This window comes from Flavilitoribacter nigricans DSM 23189 = NBRC 102662 (genome assembly GCF_002646595.1).
GTDB classification, from domain to species: Bacteria; Bacteroidota; Bacteroidia; order Chitinophagales; family Saprospiraceae; genus Flavilitoribacter; species Flavilitoribacter nigricans.
The window spans coordinates 44,056-59,677 of sequence record NZ_PDUD01000010.1 but is presented as its reverse complement, the minus strand read 5'-3'; the positions used below and the strand labels follow the sequence as shown (position 1 = coordinate 59,677).

Below are 15,622 nucleotides of genomic sequence, written 5' to 3'. Positions count from 1 at the left end.
AAAAACCCGGATTTTGCCGTTAATTGAAAGCTATTTTTCACTGCATAGCCCAGCTACGGAGTTAAAAATAGGTGCAAAGTGGCGGCAAAAGCCGCGTTTTGGAACCCAGTGAGAGGTTTTCAAACAGTCTCTTAGAATACCACGTTCAGGTTGACACCGACACTGCGGGTGGAAGGCAGCGTAGCGTAGTACAACGCGCCCTGCAGGTTACCGCCGAAGATGTTTAGTTCCGGATCAATCTGATGGTGACCGTTGTAGATCATGGCCAGGTTGCGACCTACCAGGGAAAGGCGGGCGCTTTTAACGAAGCCGATTTTGTTCATCAGGGTATTGGGCAGTGCGTAGGAAATGCTCACCTCGCGCAGCTTGACGTAAGTTGCATCGTAGATAGCGCCTTCGTTGACTGAGCGTACACTCAACATCCGGGTGACGGATTTGGTCGGTGCCACCACATCGTTAGGCACATACTCCGGATTTTCCTCCGAACCGATGTTCTTCACACCAATACCGATCACACCTTCCTCGCGCCCCAGGGCAGTGATGGGGTAGATACCGGTCTGCATACCGGTCGAGGAACTTTCATCGGCGATATCACCACCGATCTTGGCGTCGATCAAAGCGCTGATGCTGAAGTTTTTCCAGCTGATGCTGTTCTGGATACCGCCCAGAAAGTCGGGCGTAACGTTGCCGATGATCTGCAGGTTGGGATCCACCTGTGGGATACCGTCCTTGAAGATGATCTGACCGGCATTGGGGCCGTCGGGCACCCGCAGATAGGCGCTGCCGAACAAGGTACCGTAAGGCTGGCCTACGCGTGCTTCGAGGCTGAGGCCCCGGCGGGAGGTCAGTACGATGGTTTCCAGTTCGTTGCCATTGGCGTCGGTGTAAAGATCTACGATCTGGTTGTTGTTTTTAGCAAAGTTGATCGCTACATCCCAGGTGAAATCCTTCTGTTTGAACAGGGTGCCGTACAGTACGGCTTCAATACCTTTATTGGTGATCTCACCGGCATTGATCACTTTACTGTCGTAACCGGTAGCTTTGGATACGGCAATGTTGATGATCTGGTCGGTGGTCGTCTGATTGTAGTAGGTAACATCCAGTCCGAGGCGGGCTCCGAAGAAGCGCAGATCCGCACCGAATTCGATACCGGTGGTACGTTCCGGTTTCAGGTCATTATTGGCGATAGCCGTACTTTCGGAGAATACCGGGGTAGAGGCATTCCAGGGATCTCTCGGATTGAAGATCTGAGATAAACGGTACGGGTCAGTATCGTTACCCACCTGGGCCCAACTGGCTCTAACCTTGGCGTAGGAGAGTACCGGGCTCTGGATCTGCAACATTTCCGTCAGTACCGTACTCAGGGAGAAAGAGGGGTAGAAGTAGGAGTTGTTAGCAACCGGCAGCGTACTGGACCAGTCGTTCCGGCCCGTGATATCCAGGTAGAGGAAACTGCGGTAGCCGAAGCTCAGTGCACCAAATAAACTGTTTACTTCCTTCTCTTCGATCCGGCTGCGGTTGGTATTCGTCGTAGCGTTGTTGGCTACGTTGTACAAGCCGTTGATGGTTACGTCATTGACGGCCGTGTAGTTTCTTTTGTAATAGTTCGTCCGGTTGGCACCGCCAAACTGGGCGTTAACGGAAAGATCCTGTCCGATGTATTTATTAAAGGTGAAAATGAAATCGGAATTGCTCTCCTGTCTGCGCAATACATCCTCGTTAAAGGCTTCCGTACGCAGGGTTCCGCTTTTGATCTGAGCGTGGCGGGTAACGTTGACGCGGGTGTCCGTCCAAAGGTCGGTACCGGTACGGACCATCAGGCTCAGGGCCGGTGTGAACTCGTACGTTAAAGCGATATTACCCAGGAAACGGTCTTTATCATTACTGTGCGTCAGGAACTCCTGCTCGTAGAAGCGGTTCATGGCGAAGGAGTGCTGCCAGTTGGCGTAGGGATACTCATCCCCTTCACGGGTAATGTGTACGCCCATAAATTGTTTCCAGTCCTTGAGTTTGCCCCAGTCATCGTGGCGGTGGTGCCAGGTCTGCGGTTCCCAGAATGCAGGTTGCTGCCGGTTGTCGGAACCGGATTTGATGTATTCGGAGCTCACCTTAACGGATAGTTTGTCCGTCAGGTTATGCGTGATGTTGAAGCGATAGTTATCGCGGCGGTAATCATTATTATACAGGATCCCCTTTTGACGAAGATTGCCAAAAGCAAAGCGGAAATTCCCTTTGGAATACGTACTGGAAATACCCACACTGTTGTTGATGGTAGAGCCGGTTTCCCAGAGGTTGGACCAGCTATCGGGTACCGGTACCAAAGGCGCTACTTCCGTGCCGGACCACCAGGTGCGTACCAGGCGGCCGTCCATCGGTGCACCCCAGCTTTCGTCCACCCCGGCCGTACCGTTGAGCGGATAATCCGTGCCGTAAGCGGCCTGGAACTGTTCTACGGCCAGCGGGTCGGTAATGCCACCGTTCCGTCCGTCCGCATACCAGGTTACATAACCGTTACCACCACCGTAGGTGTCCTGGAAAGTAGGTACTACCAGGGGATCTTCCACGGTGTATCCACCGGTATAATCCACGGAGATGCCCTCCGTACCGGCACCGGTCTTGGTCGTGATCAGTACAACGCCGTTAGCGGCGCGTGAGCCGTAAAGCGCAGCCGCATTGGCTCCCTTCAGTACGGTAATGGATTCGATATTATCGGGACTGATCTCCGAGACGCCGCCACCGTAAACATTGTTGTCGTCGGCATTGGAGATCGGAGCGGCGAAATCGCCTTCCATCGGTACCCCGTCAATGACGTACAGGGGTTGGTTGTTACCCAGAATGGACGCATTCCCCCGGATGGTTACCTGGGAACCGCCTCCCGGGGCATTGGCCGCCGTGATCTGGATACCGGCTACCCTTCCGGACAGGCCGTTGACCACATTGGTGCTCCGGGCTTTGGCCAATTCGGATGCATCCACATCCTGCACGGCGTAACCCAGCGCTTTTTTCTCGCGTTCGACCCCGAGTGCGGTGACGACCACTTCGCCCAGGGTTATTTCCGTTTCTTTGAGAATGATCTCCAGGTAAGATTGAGAACCGATAGCCACTTCCATGGTCTCGTAGCCGGTATAGGAGACGATCAGCATCTCGGCATCTTCGGCTACCATCAGTTCGAATTTTCCTTCAAAATCGGTAATGGTACCTTTGGCTGTTCCTTTGACCAAAACGGTGGCACCAATTAAGGGTTCGTTACCATCTGTAATGATCCCTTCCAGGGGACGGTCGGCATAAAGGGAGATCGCTCCGCTCATGCACAAAATAAGCAGTAAGTGTAAACGTGTCATCATGGCAAATTTGATTGTAGGAGGGCCCTTTCTTATGCTTAAATAAGAACCTTCCAAAGCCAGAAAAAGAACTCTAGTTTTGTCGCAGTAGCAATTGCCGGGCTTATGTAATTGATGAAAGTAATTGTGAGGACTGTTCGAACATTTCCCCAATGAACCAAACGTTTGATGAAAGCGTGCACGACTTGTTTGAACGGGCGGTTTTCGCCACGAAATTGATGTCTAGAGAAGCACGCGCTCCCGGAGCTCAGAGTAGGACCTGGTCCGGGAGTATTTGCTTGCTAATGGTTAATTTGGTTTTACTGGTAAGGTTTCACGTTGGCTATCGGGGCTGACTTGATTTTTTCTCTATATCAATGATGAACTCAAAGGTATAGTTGGGCAGTATTAAAAAATAATCGAATTTTGCGTAACTTGCTTTAGCCAATATTATGGGCTTCACCTTTAGGGGGTGGAATTTCCATCAAAAATTTTACTAGAGCTGATATTTCCCAAATCACTATTCTGAAAAGGCTGGTTTGGCATAATTTTTTATTTCATTAAGCGGGTAGACAGAAACTAGTAATGCTATGCCTATTTCCCAAGGGGACATGTTATTTGGGCTTATTCAGTCTCTAACCAAGGCAGAAAAACGAAACTTCAAGCTTTACATCCGGCGATTGCAAAAAGAGGGTGAAGTAAAGTTTTTTCAATTATTTGCCATTTTAGAGAAGTGGGATACCTATGATGAAGCGCAACTGCGTAAACAACTGAAGATCAAAACGCCTCATCAGTTGTCCAACCTCAAACGCAATCTTTACCAACATATACTGACGAGTCTGCGATTGATCCGGATCAAGCAGGATCTGGACATTCAAATCCGCGAATTGATCAACTACGCACAGATCCTCTACGGTCGCGGACTTTACCTGCAGGCCCTGCGTATTCTGGACAAGGCCAAGACCAAAGCGCGGGACCACCACCAGGACCTGCTGCACCTGGAGATCGTCGAATTTGAAAAACGGATCGAATCCAGGCACATTACCCGCAGTACTACCAAGCGCATGTCGGGACTGATCGAAGAAGCCTCCAAACGAGCGAAGGTGAACAGCAATATTGTGGAATGGTCCAATCTGAAACTCGAACTTCAGCGCTCGTTTATCAACAACGGACACGTACGCAACCGGAAAGCCCAGGAGGAGATTGCGATCGATTACGCCTACTGCTTTTCCAGCGTGGAGGTGTCGGACCTGACTTTTTTCGAAAAGGTACACTATCACCAGTCGCAGTACTGGTTACACTATTTACTGCTGGACATGGAAAAGTGCCGGGAGGTCGCCAACGAATGGGTGGTGCTCTACCGGAAAGCTCCGAAGGAAATTGACGAAGATGTGGATAGTTATCTCCACGCGCTCCATTCCCTGATGATCGCTGCGTATTATCTTTCCGACCTGCCTACCTTCTCTGCTACGCGGGATCAACTGGAAACATTTGTTCGGCAAAGAGGAAAAAGCCTGAACGAAAATTCCCGGATCCTGGCCTTTCTCTATACGCAGCTCGCCAAGATCAATCACTGTTTTATTTCCGGTGATCTAAAAAAGAGCCTGCTGCTGTTGCCGAAGATCGATGCCGGTATTAAAAAATTCCAATCGCTGCTGGACCCGCACAAAGTCCACCTGTTGTACTATAAGATCGCAGCCATCCATTTGGCCAATGGCCAGCCGGATCTCTGCGTACACTATCTGCAGCCGATCATCAATGCGGGTTCGCACCTGCGGGACGACATCATCATCTACGCCCGGCTGCTGCTGTTCATGGCGCATTATGAAATGAATAATCTGGAAGTACTGGAATACCTGCTGGCTTCAGCGGGCCGGCTTATCCAGAAATCCAAGGAACGCAACCGACTGCAGAAGCTGTGCCTGCGGCATTTTAAAAAGCTGAGTACCGCCGGTACTTACGATCGCGAGAAAAGATTACGGGAATTCCGGGCGGAACTGCTGCCGTTGGAGTCGGCTCCCTTCCTGCGCCGGGCGTTTCTGTACCTGAATGTTCCACTGTGGGTAGAAAGCCTGCTGGCGAAAAAGACCATGGCGGAATTATCCCTGAAAAAACAGAGCGTATGAACCGGCCGGAATGGTTGCTGGATAGTGGCGGAGATCACGAACGCTACTGGTTCAGAACGCCCATGGGGCTGGAGGCTGAAGCTGCCGCCGAGATCGGTGCTGTGCTGCCCGTCGAGCGTTCGGTACAGACCCATCGCAATGTATTCGTTCGTCTCAAGGCCGGTGCCGATCTTGACCACAGGGAACTGGTCCGAAAGATCCGTCTGGTGGATGATGTCTACGCTTTCTGGGGAGGCTGTCGCGGGATGGATCGTAGCAAAGACAGCGTGCAGTCGATCATTCCCTTTCTGGAAGCAGTCCTGGACCGTAATCTTGCGGGCGATCATTCCGGCGGATACATCCGGCCGACCGTCAGTTTTGTCGGGAAGCGCAATTTCAATCGCTTTTATGTGGAGGAAATTATCGGCAGGCAGATCACCCGGCATTCCGGTCTGCAGGTACTGAACAACGAAAATAAAGACGGCAAAGTGGACGGAGAATTGCGACTGCGCTGCCACATTGAGGACGATACCGCTTTTTTTGGCCTGGGATTGTGGGATACACCTTTGCACCGACGGCCCTGGCGCAATATTCGCTACGATGGCCAGTTGCATACTACGGTCGCCGCGGCCATGGCCCGCGCATTGGCTCCACCGCCGGGCAGTCATATACTCGACCCTTTTTGTGGTTCGGGAACGATCCTGATCGAATCGGCCCTTCGCCATCCGGAATGTACCCACGAGGGCTGGGATATTAGCGAGGAGGCACTGAGCATCGCCCTTAAAAGCAGCGAACAGGCCGGCGTAAATATCGAACTGCATTCCGAAAATAGCCTCCGGCAGCTCCCCGAAAAAACGGGCTACTATCTACTGAGTAATCCACCCTGGGACGAAAAGCATCAGATCAGTGAGGGAAACATTGCCGGCTTCGTGGCCGGACTGGAGCAATGGTTGCGACACAGCAGCGTATCGGTCTTACTGTTGCCTACTGAGTTGCGGGAATTGCTGGAGGAAAAGCTGGAAAGAAAAAGCGAACGGATCGCAACGACCCGGATACGGGGTAAACTGGCGGAGATCATCCGCTTCAGGTATTGAAAGAAATTATCTGCTTATCAGCTTTAGCGATCTCCCGTCATTTTGGTTTCCGCCTGACTGACCTTACAGACCCGATCCGGAAAGACCATGGCTACCTTATCCCGGCTGTAATCGATCTGTACTTTAAGTTGACGCATCAGGTCAACGCCGATAATCCCGACAATTTGAAGTTCACTGTTCTGTTTCACTACCTGTAGATAGCGACCGCCTTCCAGTGCGGGGAACCGAATGGGGAAGAAGCAGCCTTCCGCCTCTACCCGGGCGTTGTAGGTGCGCTGGAGCGAAACACTTTTACCCTGCACGCCGGTAATGTTCTTGAGGCCGGAGGGTGCGCCATCATTGGTCTGAAAACCGAAAGAATCCTGAAATTCGGCAAACAGCAGGCTGATATCGGAACCAGTATCCACTAGAAAATAGGCATTTTGACCGTTGATGCGGGCCCGGACAAGGGGTTTGTCATCCTGTGACATCATGTCCAATTCTACAGTCGTCTGAGCTTTGCCGGCGGGGAGGGCGAGCAGGCAGAGCAGCAAAAACCCCAGGATAGACCTGGAGGCGGTTAGGTATTTCATGTTGGCGGTGTTGAGCGGAGATTATCGGAACCTCCGAACCGGTATTATGCGTACTCAAAGAACGAGAAGTTTTTGCATTTAGTTCAAACTAAAACTGTGTTTTATTTTGAAATTTTATTGTTTAACAAATTTTCTTCGCCAAAAAACGCAAAATATGAAAAGTCATAAGGAAAATGAGAGTAGGGGTCTCTGGTGAAGGCAATAGATCAGTGCCCAATTTCGGACAACTTTTCAAGCTGGCCGAATGATCAGTTCGTACTGTTGATCGGGACCGGAAAGAAGGGGCAGTTGTTACAACTGCCTGCACATTTTAGCAGGCCGTAACGGCAGTATAGTAGCAACGGGATCAGGTCAGAAATGGTTCAGTATTCGGGAATTTACTTAGAAACTATTTTAAAAATGGTGCTGCCGTCGGGAAGCTCGCATTTTGCGACTGATGGAGGCGCGAAAAAGTGAGCATAGCCCAGCTCCGTAATCTTTTTCGTAACGAAGAGCAGGTGGAAAATGCGCGCTTCCTAGACCAGTATTTATTTTAAAAAAGTTTCTTATATCCGATCTGAATCCCCGTTTAGGGATATAATTTATCCATTGATCTATTTCACAGCCGGTTCCGGGGAAATGGCTTCGGAAATCCTTATTTTAGCTTTCAAATCAATGCCACCTGCCCGTTTTGAAACGGGCTGCTTTCCTGTAATTTTCCTGCCACATCTTATTCCGTATTGATCCTAACTTTCCGCCCGGGCCCTGCTGCGGGCCGGCAAAACGATTGCATTATGGAAAAGAATCACCCGACTGTTTATTTATTCGTGGTATTGACGCTATTCACCTTCACGCTTAATGCTCAGACGGCCGATCTGGCCCGGAAGGGATCGCTCGGAGTTCGCCTGGAGGCGATGACGGAAACCAGAGCGAAGGCCGCTGGGTTGGAAGCGACCGGTGGCGCTTACATTTCGGAAGTGCTTCCCGGAGGAACGGGAGCGGCCCTTCAGTTGCGGGCGGGAGATGTGCTCCTGTCCGTCAACGGTGTACCCACCAATGAAATATCGGAAGTAGTATCGATCACCCAAACCTGGCGGGCCGGGCAGCCCCTTCGACTGAAAGTTCGCAGGGATGGGAAATCCATCTCTCTGAGTGGTAATGTGCAGGGCAAACCGATGGAGACTTCCGATCTGGCGGAGGTGATCTATGGAGCCGTACCCTTCGAGGGTGGTAAACTGCGCTCCATTATGCACGTACCCAAAGCGGATGGGCAGCTTCCTCTGGTGGTTTTCCTACAGGGTTTCAGTTGTAGTTCCATTGATTACTATTATGATCCGGGCTCGCCCATCCGGCAGTTGGTAGACGGACTGGTAGAGCGGGGCTTTGCCGTATACCGGGTGGAAAAGCCGGGGGTAGGGGATAGCGAGGGCAGCCTGGATTGCGGAGATATCGACTACGATACGGAAGTAGCTGCTTTCGATGCGGCTATTAGCGGACTTGCCGATCTCGATTTTATCGATCAGGAGCATATCTTTTACTTCGGGCACTCTCTGGGAGGGGTGACGGCACCTTTGCTGGCAGCGCGCCATCATCCACGGGGTGTGGCGGTGTACGGGACGGTTTTCGAATCCTGGTACGAATACATGCAAAAAGTATTTCGGGACCAGGCCTACGTTCGCCGGGACGACTGGATCCGGACCGAGGATGCCAGCCGGGACGCTCAGAAATTTTTGGCGGCGCTCTTTTTGTCGGACCAATCCGTGGCGGAAATGGCCGAAGACCCCACTATAAAAAATCAACTGGACAATCGCATACTGGACTATGATGGCGACAGCCGTTTCGTTGGCAGGCATTACACCTTTTGGCGGGGGCTGAACGCGGCTAATCCCGTGCAGGCCTGGCGCGATGCCGGTGTGGAGACTTTAGCCATTTACGGCGAGCACGACATTCACGCCATCAACCCGACGGGGGCACAGCTGATCGCCGAAATGGTCAATGATTATCATCCCGGTAAAGGAAAATTCGTACTGCTGGAAGGCACCGAACATGCTTTTGCCCGGGTGCCTTCCATGTCGGAGTATGTGGAAATGCGCCGCAATGGATCTTTTAACAATAGCTACATGGCGGCCAATTTTAATAAAGAACTCGTCCGCATCGTAGCCGACTGGATGGAGGCCAGTATGCGGACAGGGCATAAAAAATTAGGTAAAAATTAGGTGAGAGAGCGATCGGGTGCCGGCTATTTCTTGTCCGGCGCCCGGTCATGATCACAATTCCGGACCAATTATATTTCAATTTCGGAACAGAAACACCCGCCCCCCGTATCGGACTATTAATCATTCTAATACCAATAGTATATGGATCATAAAAGAAGAAATTTCATCCGGCAATCTTCGATGATGGGGCTTGCCGCCATGAGTCTGCCGTTGTTAAATTTTGGGGAGAAAACCGGTGAGGAGAAGCAACTGGGGATCGCCCTGGTGGGACTGGGACGCTACAGTACCCACCAACTGGCGCCGGCTCTGCAGCATACCAAACACTGCCGCCTGGCCGCCATCGTAACGGGAACTCCGGAAAAGGCCGAACAGTGGTCGAAAGATTACAATATCCCCGAAAAGAATATTTACAACTACGAGACTTTTGACCAGCTCAAGGACAACCCGGAGGTGGATATCATTTATATCGTACTGCCGAACTTCATGCACGCGGAATACACCATCCGGGCGGCCAAAGCCGGTAAACACGTCATCTGTGAAAAACCGATGGCTATGTCGGTGGCAGAGGGAAAAACCATGGTAGAGGCCTGCAAAAAGGCCGGCGTCAAACTACAGGTCGGTTACCGCCTGTACTACGAACCGCACCATCTGGAATCCCGTCGGCTCGGCGCGGAGAAAGTCTACGGAAAGGTCAATCTTGTAGAAGCCGGACTGGGTTTTTCCATGGCCGATCCCAAAAGCTGGCGCTTACATAAGGACAAAGGCGGCGGCGGGGCGCTGGTCGATCTGGGGCTATACGCTATCCAGGGGGCGCGTCGCGTATTCGGTACCGACCCCATGCGGGTAACGGCCCAGGGCTACGTTTTTCAGCCGGATATCTTCAAGGGGATCTACGAAACCATGACCTGGCAAATGCGCTTTCCGGACGGCGGCCTGAGCAATCACAGTACTTCGTATTCTACCTATCTGGATCGACTGTACGCTTCCGCCGAACGTGGATGGTGGCGACTCCAGCCGGCATTCAATGCCACCGGTGCTAAAGGAGAAACGCGGGACGGTACCATGGAGATCGAAGCCCCGACCTACCAGCAAACGGCGCAGATGGATGATTTCGCACTGGCGATCAAGGAAAAAAAGACGACCAAAGCTCCGGGAGAGGAAGGGTTGAAGGATCTGAAAATTATCGAAGCGATCTTTAAAGCGGCCAAAACCGGGAAGGAGACGGAGGTGGAGTATTAGGAGGGAGGTGTCAGGTGTCAGGTGAGCAGGAGCGAGTGGGGAGGCGAGATGTGTTGGTTGTTGAGGTGTCAGGGGGCAGGGGAAGAGGTGTCAGATATGAGTTGTTGAGAGGTTAATTGGTGGTTAATGGCGGAAATTTATATAATTGTTTGATAATCAGTAGATTGAAGACTGGTGAGTTTAGGTGTAAGATGTCAGGGGTGAGCTTGTTCTGCACCTAACCCCTGACACCTCTGACCCCTATAATCCTGACTCCTGACCCCTCTCCCCCTGACCCCTCACTAAAACTCCTGCGCCGTAAGGCCAAAAACCATCGTATCCAGCAGATCGCCGGTGGGCGTTCGAAAATCGCTGCGATAATCCCCTTCCCGGCGGAAGCCCAGTTTGCGGGCAACGCGCTGGCTGCCGTAATTATCGGTGGCGGTACGGATATAGAGCTTGGAGAAGCCCATTTTTTTGATGGCCAGCTGGACTACTGCATACATCGTCTCCGTCATGATGCCTTTTCCGCTGAAATCTTTATCCAGAAAATAGGCCAGTTCGCCCTTCGGGACATCCCAGTCGATGTGAAAGATGCGAATGAACCCGATCAGCCGGGCGGATTCGTTATCCCAGATGCCGAAAACAAAATCGCGATGGAACAGCCAGTCGCAGATACTCTGGCGAATGTATTTTTCCGCTTTTTCCTTACTGGCCAGGGCGCGTTCGGTTTTCGGGAAATTGTCGATCAGTAAATTGCGATTTGCCTGGAACAGATCGTAAAACTGGCCACCTTCATTTTCCCGGAATCGCCGAACAACGGTTCGGGCCGTGAGTAAAGCCGTATCTAATTCAAATAATTCAGGACGCATACTTTTATAAGCCGTTTTCCTCGATCTCTAGAATGGCGGCTACGTGTGCATCCGCAATTTGCTGGCGTACTTCTTCCTTCATCAGGTTGAGTGCTTCCGCCCGATTATTGTAAAATCCGTTTTCCGTCAGGACCGCCGTCATTTTAGTTTTGCGCAGTACGAAGAACTGGCTTTCCGGTCTCGACTTCAGGTGGCGGTTCTTGAGTTTCGTTTTATTGATCAGGTGACGCTGGAAGATCGAAGCCATTTTCTGGCCGCGTTTGCTTCCGTGGTAGTGCCAGGTCTCGATACCGCTGATGCTGTCGGAGGCCCAGCTCTTACTGGAACGTGCGGGCGCAGCATTGGAATGTACGGATATGAATAGCTTAGGCAGTTCGGTCTCAAAATCATTGGCCCGATCCACCCGGCCCTGCAGAAAATCATCGATATCCGTTTCCGGTACTACGTTATGGTAGGCGATACCGTGCTTGTCCAGCTCGATCATGATCCGGCGGACGATGTCCCGGTTGAATTCGTATTCGAGCAGTTGCGTTTTGCCGTCTTCAAAAAGAGGCGATCTTTTTCCCGGTGTTTTTTCACCGTGGCCGTTGTCCAGACACCATAGGTATCGGCTGTTGGGTTTGGGCGGTGCCGGTTCCTCCAGCTCTCCCGGATCCACAACCGGTTCATTCACCGGCGGTATGATGATCTCCTCGGGAGCGGGATCGACCCGAGGGTCTTCGTCAAAAACATCTTCGTCAAAATCTTTGTCCGGTTCGGTTGGAATGATCTCGATGGTCTCCATTTCGTTGGCGATCACCACCACGGTATCGGGAGTGATCTCGGAGCCGTCCTGCGGGATCAGGATATCTTCGTCGGTGGTTTTCGGGCTGGAGGTGTCGGTTTTTTCTTTGGATTTCCCTCCGCCGAAAAGGTTGCTAAAGAGGGATTTGATCGCGTCCAGTAGTTTGGATAACATATACCATATGGGTTTTGCTCGTGAATGGTGGCAGGCACTTCTGCAGTGTATACGGAGATTCGCGCTATGAGATCCTGTTTGGCGGGTTTTTTAGACAACAATTAGGTTGTTAAGTCTAAAACCCGCTACCAAAAAGCTCTAAAATTTCAAAAAAATAAGCATACTCCAGTAAGAAACCAAATATAGGTATAAGGGATAATACTTAGCGCATTTGACTACAAAAATACCTGTTGTCATTTCAAACGTAGCGGGATCGGGTAATATTAGACCGTGATCGAGAAAAAATATCCATTACAAGGGATGAAAACGGGAAATGATCCCGCCGGTGCCGGATTTGGGCCGGCCCGGGAATCGAAGGGCCCATCCGGCCCTTTTTATCACTGATCGGAGTCCAGGCGTACGGTGCGAATGGGAGCAGTGGAAAGCACGAAAAGGGAAGGACCTACGCTGCCCAAAAGGGTAGGGGGCGGGAGCCGCAAAAATAATTACCTTTGCTTTTACGATCGGGAGAACCGAATTCCCCGAACCGCTGCAATGATGTACTGAACCTCACGCTTAAAGATTTACCTTTCACTTAAACCTAAAGATTTATGAAAAGAAGACGTTTTATCACGCGCTCCGGACAGCTTGTTTTAGGAGCCGGTCTATTGCACCTGACCGCCTGCGGACCTAACACAACTGCCGAAGGTACCGAAGATACTGCCAGCGAAAGCGAAGGAATGGATGCGGGTGGTGATCTGTTCTTTAAGATCTCCCTGGCCCAGTGGTCCCTGCACAAGGCCCTCTTTGCCAAAGAGATCGATAATCTGGATTTTGCCCGGATCGCCCGGGAGGAGTTCGATATCGACGGCCTGGAATACGTGAACCAGTTCTTTAAAGATAAAGCCAAGGACAATGCCTATCTCACCGAAATGAAAAAAAGAGCGAGTGATCACGGCGTGCAGAACGTATTGATCATGATCGACGGTGAAGGTGGACTGGGCAACGGCGACGAAGCCGAGCGCATGAAAGCTGTGGAAAACCACTACAAATGGGTAGATGCCGCCAACTTCCTGGGATGTTCCTCTATCCGGGTGAATGCATACGGAGAAGGATCTTCCGAAGAGGTAGCCGGACAAGCGGTAAAAAGCCTGAGCCTGCTGGGTGATTACGCCGCCCAGGCCAACATCAACGTGATCGTGGAGAACCACGGAGGATATTCTTCCAACGGGCAGTGGCTGTCCGGAGTAATGCGGGAAGTAGGTAAGAACAATGTCGGTACGCTGCCCGATTTCGGGAACTTCTGTATCGAAAGGGGCCAGAACGATGCCGGAGAGCGGATCTGCCTGGAGGAATACGACCGTTACAAAGGGGTGAAGGAACTGATGCCGTACGCCAAGGGCGTTAGCGCCAAGACCCACGATTTTGGTCCGGACGGCATGGAGACTCACTCGGATTACATGCAATTGATGAAGATCGTCAAAGACGCCAACTATACCGGCTTTGTTGGAGTGGAATATGAGGGAAGCGGAGTTTCCGAAATGGAAGGTATCCGGCTGACCAAAGAGCTGCTGGTGAAAGTCGGCCGCGAATTGAGCTAAGACCCAACCGAAATTACGGTCGTATACCCCGTCAGATTACCGTCTGGCGGGGTATTTTTTTATGGGGTGGGTACATTTTCGGGTTTGTTTACACATTCCAGCTGTAAACATTAATTAACCCTGTTAAACCCTAAAATCAGATCATGGACCCACAAACGGTAAACCTGGTACAGACCTCCTTTCAGAAAGTAATTCCGATCGCAGATCTGGCCATGAAGATCTTTTACACCAAACTTTTTGAGATTGACCCTTCCCTGCAAAACCTGTTCCCCACCGGCGAAGAACAAATGGGTAAACAAAGAAATAAACTGCGCGATATGTTGGTCGTTGCCGTTAATAGCTTATCCAAACCGGAAGTTTTAATCCCCGCTTTGCAAAACCTCGGTCGCCGCCACGTTGGCTACGGTGTAGCGGCTGAACACTACAATACCGTAGGGCAGGCGCTGATCGATACCCTGGCAGCCGGTCTGGGAGATGATTTCACTCCGGAGGTAAAAACCGCCTGGGGCGAGGTCTACGGACTGATCGCTACCACTATGATCGAGGCCGGTAACGAAGTTGCCGCCTGATAAACCGGAGAGACCTTTATTCCGATAAATACGCTTTAATTTGATCCTCCAGATCCCTGCTGCTGAAATGCATGGGAAACACGCGGGCCGTTTCGTACAGTTTGGAGGACCAGTCCTCCCGACGAATATACAGGCTTTTCTTGAACGGAAGCTGGTGATAGATAGGGGGCTTAAGCCGGCCAGGGGGTGGTGCCGTTTCGGACATCGCTCTTTGGCTGGTAAAAGCTATCGACATACCGTTGGTCTGATTTTCCGCCAGCGGGCTCATCCACTGCAGGTCCGCGGTAATGCTTAAATTTCGCAAACCCGCTTCTCGCTTTCGAAAGGATTCGATAATGAACCTGACATGCCAGACCAGCTGCCAACCCAGATCTTCCCCCATCTGTTCCAATACATAGGCTTCCGTCGGCGCCTTTTTCAATACATTATCCTGGCTGGTAAAGATCACCGAGCGGCCGAAAGGAACGATCGGATTGGATAAAAAAGCACAAAAATTGATCCTTCCAAAACTTCCGGCCGGCTGATCCTTCCACCTGCTACCGAGCCCGTGGGTGATATCTTCTCCCAATGCCACATTAAACCGTTGGCCGATAAAGACCAGCCGGTCCATATCACACATCCCGCCCAGCAGATGAGGTACGACTATCGCCCGAATGATCCGGGAATCCTTTTTCAGGATCAGTTCGTCCCGTTCGTTCAGCATGGTGTAATTCATCAGGAACTCTTCCAGCAGATCAAGATCCATCTGCCAGTGCTCCGGATCGTGGTCCATAAGGATGCAGTCGGCACCGAGGGCCATAGCCGCCTGCGCCCAGGCTACCGGACTCAGATTGGGCAAGATCACATAGTCTCCACTCCCCACACCCAGGTTTTGCAGCATCGCTATCCGGTTCCCGAAAGCCGCGGTAATCGGTTGGGGCCAAGCCAGTTCCTGGGCTAGTTCCGAAAGGAATGGTTCATCGCGCGCAACGCCATTGACGTTGGAAACATCGATCCAGGGATGGTAGTCTTTTGGTTTTAAATAGAGGTCCATGAAAACGGAGTGATTTTAGCCGACAGTGAAAGATCTGCCTTACAATAAGTGACAATTGATTAATGCGGGAAGCTCCGGGATAGTTCAATAAGGGATAAATATCTTT

Annotated in this window: 11 protein-coding genes; 6 read left to right on the top strand and 5 right to left on the bottom strand. The window is 51.4% G+C overall.

What is annotated here, in order from left to right; genetic code table 11:
- Positions 1 to 131: 131 nt before the first annotated feature.
- Complete coding sequence (locus CRP01_RS06495; protein ID WP_099149208.1) at positions 132 to 3,344, bottom strand: SusC/RagA family TonB-linked outer membrane protein; 3,213 nt, start codon at positions 3,342 to 3,344, stop codon at positions 132 to 134.
- A gap of 566 nt (positions 3,345 to 3,910) precedes the next feature.
- On the opposite strand from CRP01_RS06495, the gene CRP01_RS06490 reads away from it, so the two are divergent.
- Together CRP01_RS06490 and CRP01_RS06485 are read left to right on the top strand one after the other, a co-directional pair.
- Positions 3,911 to 5,446: a hypothetical protein gene (locus CRP01_RS06490; protein WP_143473293.1), complete on the top strand. Its 1,536-nt coding sequence runs from the start codon at positions 3,911 to 3,913 to the stop codon at positions 5,444 to 5,446.
- The gene (locus CRP01_RS06485; RefSeq protein ID WP_099149206.1) at positions 5,443 to 6,519 is read left to right on the top strand and encodes a methyltransferase; all 1,077 of its coding nucleotides are present in this window, start codon (positions 5,443 to 5,445) and stop codon (positions 6,517 to 6,519) included. Before CRP01_RS06490 ends, CRP01_RS06485 begins: the two co-directional genes overlap by 4 nt.
- Positions 6,520 to 6,542: 23 nt before the next feature.
- On the opposite strand, the gene CRP01_RS06480 is transcribed toward CRP01_RS06485, so the two are convergent.
- A complete protein-coding gene (locus CRP01_RS06480; RefSeq protein ID WP_099149205.1) occupies positions 6,543 to 7,091 on the bottom strand; it encodes an aspartyl protease family protein in 549 nt (182 codons plus the stop codon).
- Positions 7,092 to 7,864: 773 nt separating this feature from the next.
- On the opposite strand from CRP01_RS06480, the gene CRP01_RS06475 reads away from it, so the two are divergent.
- Both CRP01_RS06475 and CRP01_RS06470 read left to right on the top strand, forming a co-directional pair.
- Positions 7,865 to 9,286 carry an alpha/beta fold hydrolase gene (locus CRP01_RS06475; protein ID WP_099149204.1) on the top strand — a complete coding sequence of 474 codons (1,422 nt, stop codon included), beginning with the start codon at positions 7,865 to 7,867 and terminating at the stop codon, positions 9,284 to 9,286.
- Between the two features lie 141 nt (positions 9,287 to 9,427).
- Positions 9,428 to 10,525 carry a Gfo/Idh/MocA family protein gene (locus CRP01_RS06470; RefSeq protein ID WP_099149203.1) on the top strand — a complete coding sequence of 366 codons (1,098 nt, stop codon included), beginning with the start codon at positions 9,428 to 9,430 and terminating at the stop codon, positions 10,523 to 10,525.
- Positions 10,526 to 10,806: 281 nt separating this feature from the next.
- Here the strand turns inward: CRP01_RS06470 and CRP01_RS06465 are convergent, their stop codons facing one another.
- Together CRP01_RS06465 and CRP01_RS06460 are read right to left on the bottom strand one after the other, a co-directional pair.
- Positions 10,807 to 11,376, bottom strand: coding sequence for a GNAT family N-acetyltransferase (locus CRP01_RS06465; RefSeq protein WP_099149202.1), 570 nt, complete (start codon positions 11,374 to 11,376; stop codon positions 10,807 to 10,809).
- 4 nt (positions 11,377 to 11,380) lie between these two features.
- On the bottom strand, positions 11,381 to 12,334 hold the full coding sequence (locus CRP01_RS06460; protein ID WP_099149201.1) for an N-acetylmuramoyl-L-alanine amidase: 954 nt from the start codon (positions 12,332 to 12,334) through the stop codon (positions 11,381 to 11,383).
- A 590-nt stretch (positions 12,335 to 12,924) separates the two neighbouring features.
- Between CRP01_RS06460 and CRP01_RS06455 the strand changes: the two genes are divergently transcribed.
- A complete protein-coding gene (locus CRP01_RS06455; RefSeq protein ID WP_099149200.1) occupies positions 12,925 to 13,914 on the top strand; it encodes a sugar phosphate isomerase/epimerase family protein in 990 nt (329 codons plus the stop codon).
- A gap of 143 nt (positions 13,915 to 14,057) precedes the next feature.
- On the top strand, positions 14,058 to 14,483 hold the full coding sequence (locus CRP01_RS06450; protein WP_099149199.1) for a globin family protein: 426 nt from the start codon (positions 14,058 to 14,060) through the stop codon (positions 14,481 to 14,483).
- A gap of 16 nt (positions 14,484 to 14,499) precedes the next feature.
- Here the strand turns inward: CRP01_RS06450 and CRP01_RS06445 are convergent, their stop codons facing one another.
- Positions 14,500 to 15,516 (bottom strand): DegT/DnrJ/EryC1/StrS family aminotransferase, encoded by a 1,017-nt coding sequence (locus CRP01_RS06445; RefSeq protein ID WP_099149198.1) that lies wholly within the window; start codon positions 15,514 to 15,516, stop codon positions 14,500 to 14,502.
- Between the last annotated feature and the right edge of the window lie 106 nt (positions 15,517 to 15,622).

What these genes read in the sequence shown, in the direction of transcription:
- CRP01_RS06490 (WP_143473293.1), top strand. Translation starts at nt 3,911, where the DNA reads ATGCCTATTTCCCAAGGGGACATGTTATTTGGGCTTATTCAGTCTCTA.
- CRP01_RS06450 (WP_099149199.1), top strand. Translation starts at nt 14,058, where the DNA reads ATGGACCCACAAACGGTAAACCTGGTACAGACCTCCTTTCAGAAAGTA.
- CRP01_RS06455 (WP_099149200.1), top strand. Translation starts at nt 12,925, where the DNA reads ATGAAAAGAAGACGTTTTATCACGCGCTCCGGACAGCTTGTTTTAGGA.
- CRP01_RS06470 (WP_099149203.1), top strand. Translation starts at nt 9,428, where the DNA reads ATGGATCATAAAAGAAGAAATTTCATCCGGCAATCTTCGATGATGGGG.
- CRP01_RS06475 (WP_099149204.1), top strand. Translation starts at nt 7,865, where the DNA reads ATGGAAAAGAATCACCCGACTGTTTATTTATTCGTGGTATTGACGCTA.
- CRP01_RS06445 (WP_099149198.1), bottom strand. Translation starts at nt 15,516, where the DNA reads ATGGACCTCTATTTAAAACCAAAAGACTACCATCCCTGGATCGATGTT.
- CRP01_RS06495 (WP_099149208.1), bottom strand. Translation starts at nt 3,344, where the DNA reads ATGATGACACGTTTACACTTACTGCTTATTTTGTGCATGAGCGGAGCG.
- CRP01_RS06460 (WP_099149201.1), bottom strand. Translation starts at nt 12,334, where the DNA reads ATGTTATCCAAACTACTGGACGCGATCAAATCCCTCTTTAGCAACCTT.
- CRP01_RS06465 (WP_099149202.1), bottom strand. Translation starts at nt 11,376, where the DNA reads ATGCGTCCTGAATTATTTGAATTAGATACGGCTTTACTCACGGCCCGA.
- CRP01_RS06485 (WP_099149206.1), top strand. Translation starts at nt 5,443, where the DNA reads ATGAACCGGCCGGAATGGTTGCTGGATAGTGGCGGAGATCACGAACGC.
- CRP01_RS06480 (WP_099149205.1), bottom strand. Translation starts at nt 7,091, where the DNA reads ATGAAATACCTAACCGCCTCCAGGTCTATCCTGGGGTTTTTGCTGCTC.